Origin of the sequence: Ruminococcus sp. CAG:330, assembly GCF_000437175.1 — a bacterium.
In the GTDB taxonomy this organism is placed as follows: domain Bacteria; phylum Bacillota; class Clostridia; order Oscillospirales; family Ruminococcaceae; genus Ruminococcus_C.
Window position 1 is genome coordinate 1 of record NZ_FR898022.1, and the last position, 5916, is coordinate 5916.

The 5916-nt window shown below is 54.4% G+C and carries 4 protein-coding genes; 2 read left to right on the top strand and 2 right to left on the bottom strand.

Annotated elements, in window-relative coordinates:
* Positions 1–258 precede the first annotated feature (258 nt).
* Positions 259–1092 carry a nuclease-related domain-containing protein gene (locus tag QZL66_RS03235; RefSeq protein WP_022410320.1) on the top strand — a complete coding sequence of 278 codons (834 nt, stop codon included), beginning with the start codon at positions 259–261 and terminating at the stop codon, positions 1090–1092.
* A 54-nt stretch (positions 1093–1146) separates the two neighbouring features.
* Here the strand turns inward: QZL66_RS03235 and QZL66_RS03240 are convergent, their stop codons facing one another.
* Positions 1147–1506, bottom strand: coding sequence for a DUF3783 domain-containing protein (locus tag QZL66_RS03240; RefSeq protein ID WP_022410321.1), 360 nt, complete (start codon positions 1504–1506; stop codon positions 1147–1149).
* Position 1507: 1 nt separating this feature from the next.
* Entirely contained in the window at positions 1508–2203 is a 696-nt protein-coding gene (locus QZL66_RS03245) for a polysaccharide deacetylase family protein (RefSeq protein ID WP_293601807.1), read from the bottom strand.
* Between the two features lie 204 nt (positions 2204–2407).
* Here QZL66_RS03245 and QZL66_RS03250 point away from each other — a divergent pair, with 204 nt between their 5' ends.
* Positions 2408–5854, top strand: coding sequence for an endo-1,4-beta-xylanase (locus tag QZL66_RS03250; protein ID WP_022410323.1), 3447 nt, complete (start codon positions 2408–2410; stop codon positions 5852–5854).
* Positions 5855–5916 lie beyond the last annotated feature (62 nt).

Here is a 5916-nt window from a genome sequence, read left to right on the forward strand (position 1 = left end):
GCTGCGCTCAGCTGGAGCAGCCTTTTCGGGGCAACAGTTCTGAAATTGTTTTGTTGCTGCACGATGCCTTTTGTGACTGTTCTTGCAATCTTGTGACGCACTCTGTAGGGACACGGCATGCTGTGTCCGCAGATCTCGCATCACAAAGCGTCAGAGAAGACAAGCTGCCGATTTCCCGCAAAATTTGACAGAAATCGGCAGATGTGCTATAATACTACTATTCTAGCGCTGTCCGGGCGCAAAAAAGGAGTAACACCAATGGGACTGTTCCACCGCAAACCGACTGAACCGCAGAATCCAGTCATTTTCAACGAAGACGCCGCCCTATCCTCCGCACTGCAAACCGCAGGTCTGGAGCGCTATCTAAGTCTATACGGAAAGGCGCTGCCGGAGGATCGCCGAAAGGACATCCAGATCAAAAAGCGCATCGCCGAACGTGGCATGGAGGGTGAACGGCTGACGCTGCACACCCTTATGCGCACCCCGATGTATATGATAATTCTAAAAGACCTGCACTTTTTATATGGCACCATTCCAACACAGGTGGACTTCGTTGTCATCACAGACAAGCTGATCTTTGTGCTGGAGACCAAGAACTGGAACGCCGACTTCCGCATCGATGCCTGCGGGGATTTTATCTCGCAGGACACGGGAAAACGCTGGAAAAGTCCTCTCTCCCAAAACGCAGAGCACATGGAATATCTCTCCCGTGTTTATCAGAGTTTCTCCCGCAACCGGCTGGACCGCTTTTACAGTGCGGTGGTCTGGGCGAACGAATCCGCCGTGCTGGATCGCTCCGAAGCGCCGGAGGATGCCGTGGAGGCAATCACCTACGTCAAGAATCTGCCCAACTTCATCTTAGAGCGCTACAACGCCTGCCGGCTCAAGCGCATGAAACCAGCGGAAATGCAGAGCGTTGCCCAACAGCTTCTCTCCTACTGTGAGGAGCACTCCGCAAGCCGCAAGTGTCCGATCTGCGGAAAAGATCTGGTACTGCGGGAAACAGACACCCCGTTTTACGGCTGGGCCTTACGGCTGCTCCGGCTATCGGAACGGCTGCCGTTATACCGAACAGGAATCGTAACCGTATGACAAGAGCTGTCCCATCCAGAAATGGATGCGGCAGCTCTTTTTGCTTTGTACGAATTATTGATTTAGCGACCGGCGCTCCCGCTCCAGTTCCCACGCCAGCTGGAATACCGTCCAGTGCTGGTTGGTGGGGGTGAGCACTGCCTTGTGCGGAATTTCGATTCCGGCATGGCGCAGCCACTGCAAAAAACGATCCATATGGCTGTTCCTGAGTCCGCAGAACACCAGCAGTCCCGTCGGCGGCAATTCGTCCGCAGCAGTTCCGGCAGCATCCGCCGGCACGGCATAGCCGGCAAGCTGCCCGATACTCTGACCGTATGCGGAGGGCTGGATATGCACTGCACGCAGATGCTGCTTCACGGCCAACTGCTCCACCTGTTCCGCCTGCGGAATGGCAATCAACAGCACTTTTTCCATCTTATGCACCTCCGCCCAGCAGAACCTCGGCGTTGGTTCCGTAGAAAATGTCCGCTTTTCCGCTGAGCATCTCGCAGAGCCGCTTCATTCTGTCCCAATTCCGGTTGCCCTCGAATTCGTAACTGTGCCCCCAGATGTAGAAGATCTGTGGCGTTTCCGGCTCCATCGCCAGAAACTGCTCCGCCAGCGAAAATAGCTGCGCATCATCGTGGTGGCAGGTGGGCTGGAATCGCAGCAGGTCTTTCTGCGGGGCAAAGCTGCGGCTGGAAGCCACGCCCCGTCCATACCGGAGATCCAGTTCCTTCAGCTTCTCCACCACGGTGTCATTGTACACGCCGTAGGGATAGGACATTCCCACCGGACGTGTGCCGAAAATCTCCGTGATGGCACGCAGATCACCGCCAAGCTCCTCCTCCAGCGCCTCCGGCGAAAGCTCTGTCAGATTCTGGTGCAGACTGCCGTGTACGGCGACCTCGTGGCCACGGTACAGCGACGGGCAGTCCCGCAGGTTCAGCCGGTGCACCCACAGGCGATCCCGATACTGCCACGTGCCGTGGTCGTGGTCTAAGCCGGTGTTGACGTGAAACGTCGCTTTCATGCCGTAATCGTTGAAAATCTCCAGCAGCTTCTCGTCCTGCTCGTTGCCGTCGTCATAGCTGAACGTGACTGCCTTGCGGTATTGCTGTTCCCAATGCATTGTCATCGACCCCTTTTTCGAAATGGTATGGTCTTATTATGCCATAAAATGCCGGAAAAGTCAACGGCAGAAAAGTTGCGGCGTCGCAATTTTCCCATCAAAAATATTGACAAAATGTTTTTCAAAATGTTATAATAGATGCAGCATAGCGACAAGCTGATGCTCTTGTACGAAAAAGCAAACATGGAAAGGAAGGAATGTTACATGAAATTCGGAAGAATTCTGGCTGCCGTCACCACGGGTGTGCTGGCAGTCAGCAGTATGTCTTTCACCGGTCTGGTGGGGTACGCCGCACCGGAAGAACTGATGAACGACACCTTTGAAAGCGGATTCGGCGCCTGGAAAGGCGTGGGTTCCAGTCTGTCCCTGTCCACAGAACAGGCGCACAGCGGCGGAACCTCCCTGTACTGCTACGACCGCACCGCAAACTGGGGCGCACCGCGGTGTTCTCTGATGGGAATCGTGGCTGCCGGACAGAGCTATGAGATCTCTGCCAGCGCCATGTATGAGGGCAGCGGTCAGCAGAACATGGCGATCAAAATGATCTACACCGACACCAGCGGCACAGACCACTATGAACAGGTGGCTGCTGCGCAGGCGACTGCCGGACAGTGGGTGGAGATGAAGGGCAACTACACCATTCCCAGCGGCGCTACCGGCATGATCCTCTATGTGGAGATGCCGAACGCCAACACCGACCAGACCTATTACATTGATGACGTGGTCATCAAGGGCGAAAAGACGGAGATCAAGCTGGACGACAAGTTCGAATCGGACTTCGAGGACGGCACACAGAGCTGGAACGGCCGTGGCAGCGCCACAGCAGAGCGCTCCACCACGTATGCCCACAGCGGAAACGCCAGCCTGTATGTGTCCGGCAGAACCCAGCTCTGGAACGGTTCGACCCGCAGTGTGTCTGACATCATGGAAGCCGGCGGCTACTACAAAGTCGGCACCTACGTGCTCTATGACGGCGACCAGTACTCCGACACCCAGAAGTTCTCCATCAACCTGCAATACGACTACAACGGCAAGGAAAACTACTACACCATCGCCACCGAAACCGCAAAGAAGGGCGAATGGCAGTATGTGGGCAGCGAGTTCACCGCGCCGGAGGGTGCAACCAACTTCTATATCTATGTACAGACCGGTTACACCAGTGCCCCCAAGGAACAGGATCTCATGAACTTCTACATGGACGATGCAGTCGGCGAACGCCTGCCGGATCCTACCATTCAGGACGACATTGCTTCCCTGAAAGATGCCTATTCCGATTACTTCAAGATCGGCTGCGCCTGCACCGGCTCGGAATTTGCACAGGGTGCCACCAAGGACCTCATCAAAAAGCACTACAACAGCCTGACGCTGGGCAATGAGCTGAAACCGGACAGCGTGCTGGATCAGGCACTGTCCCAGAAATATGTGGCAGAGACCGGCGATGACACCATGCCCCAGATCTCTCTGAATGAAGCAGACGAGATGCTAAAGTTTGCCGGCGAAAACAAAATTCCGGTACGTGGCCACGTGCTGGTATGGCACAGCCAGACACCGGACTGGTTCTTCAAGGAAAACTTCGATCCCAACGGGGCATGGGTTTCCAAGGACAAGATGACCAAGCGTCTGGAAAACTACATCAAGACCGTCATGGAAACGCTGAAAAAGGATTACCCCGATGTGGAATTCTACGCATGGGACGTGGTGAATGAAGCTGCTTCCGATGCCGGCACCATTCGTGACGCCGGTTCCAACAACGAGGTCGACGGACAGTCCGCATGGGTCAAGGTCTACGGCGACCAGTCCTATATCCCGCTGGCGTTTGAGTTCGCCAAGAAGTATGCACCGGCAGGCTGCAAGCTGTTCTACAATGACTACAACGAGTACTCTCCCAACAAGCAGGCGTACATCATCAGCGACATTCTGAAACCGCTGGTGGAAAAGAACCTGATCGACGGCGTGGGCATGCAATCCCACATTTCCATGAGTTATCCCACCATTGATCTGTACAAGTCCGCCATGCAGCAGTATGCAGACCTGGGACTGGAAGTACAGGTCACCGAGCTGGACGTTTCCGAGAAGTCCAACGAACACGCCAACCAGCTGGCACTGGCACAGCGGTATCAGGACGTGTTCAAGATGTACAAGGAAATGAAGGATTCCGGCGTGAACCTGTCCGCCGTTGTCCTCTGGGGCATCACCGACTCCACCAGCTGGATCGGCGGCTATCCCCTGCTCTTTGACAAGGACTATCAGGCAAAGCCCTCCTATTATGCCGTAATCGACACTGACTCCGAAGTGGAAAAGCTCCAGACCATGACAGCATACCGCTATGACGGCACAGATGCCGATCTGGAACGGGCATTGGAAATTGGTACGGCACAGTATATCGGCGATTCTGGCGCATATTTCAAAGCAGCGTGGAATGACTCCTCGTTGACAGTTCGTATTTATGGCACAGAAGGCGCACATCAGATTGCTGTATATGGCAATCGAGAAAGTCAAGAAGGAAAGTTTATATGTGGTGCGCCTGACTTGAATGAACAAAAATATACACAAGTGAAACTGCCTCTTTCTGGTTCTTATGATTTGTCCGATGATTCTGTAATTGGAAAAGCAGGAGATAATTTTTATCTGGATATTATCTATGACCAGTACGGATGGAATGATGAAGCATTTGCGGATGGATTCTATCATTCCACAAATGCAGATGGTGCATTGCCCACCTGCGGAATTGTCACCCTCGCAGAACAGCCCAAGTATGCCGAGGCAACCAAGACCGAAACACCCATTACCATTGACGGGGACATCGATGCCGCATGGGCAGATGCCAACACCATTGATGTCAACACCTACTCCATGGGCAACGGTGCGACCGCCGTTTCCAAAATGCTCTGGGACGAGAACTACTTCTATGTGCTGACTGAAGTCACCGACCCCGTACTGAGCGTGGCAAGTGCCAACGCCTACGAACAGGACACCGTGGAAGTATTCTTCGACGAGAACAACCACAAGACTTCCTCTTACGAAAGCGATGACATTCAGTGCCGCATCAACTACGAGAACGACAAGACCGTTACCGACGGACGCTCCACTGACGCATTCCTATCCGGCACGAAAAAGACCGACAAGGGCTATATCGTCGAGGTGGCAATTCCGTACACCATTGGTTCGTTCCATGCCAACCAGATCGTAGGCTTTGACGTACAGGTCAACGATGACGGCACCGGCGACGGCAAGCGTACCAGCATGGCCAACTGGAACGACCTCACCGGTCAGGGCTACATCAACACCAGCGGTTTCGGCGTGCTGAAACTGGTGGGCGACGGCACCGAAGTAACCGGTACCACAACAACCACCGGAACCGGCACCACCACAGAAACCACTACCACAACTTCCGTCACCACAGCCACCACTGAGGCGACCGGCGAAACCACCACAGCAGATGACTCCGTCCTCTATGGCGATGTCAATCTGGACGGTGATGTGGATCTGTCTGATGCCGTTCTGCTGAACAAAGCAGTTGCCGGCGTGGTCGAGCTGAACGACCAGCAGAAAAAGAATGCGGACTGTGCTGCCGGCGGCGGTATCGGCGGCGACGACTCTATGAGTCTGCTGCGATTCCTGGTGCACCTGATCAACCAGCTGCCGGAATAATCTCCGTGCGCAAAGTCGCATAGTTTAGGCAATACCGCACAAAGATTGTGCGACAGATGCGT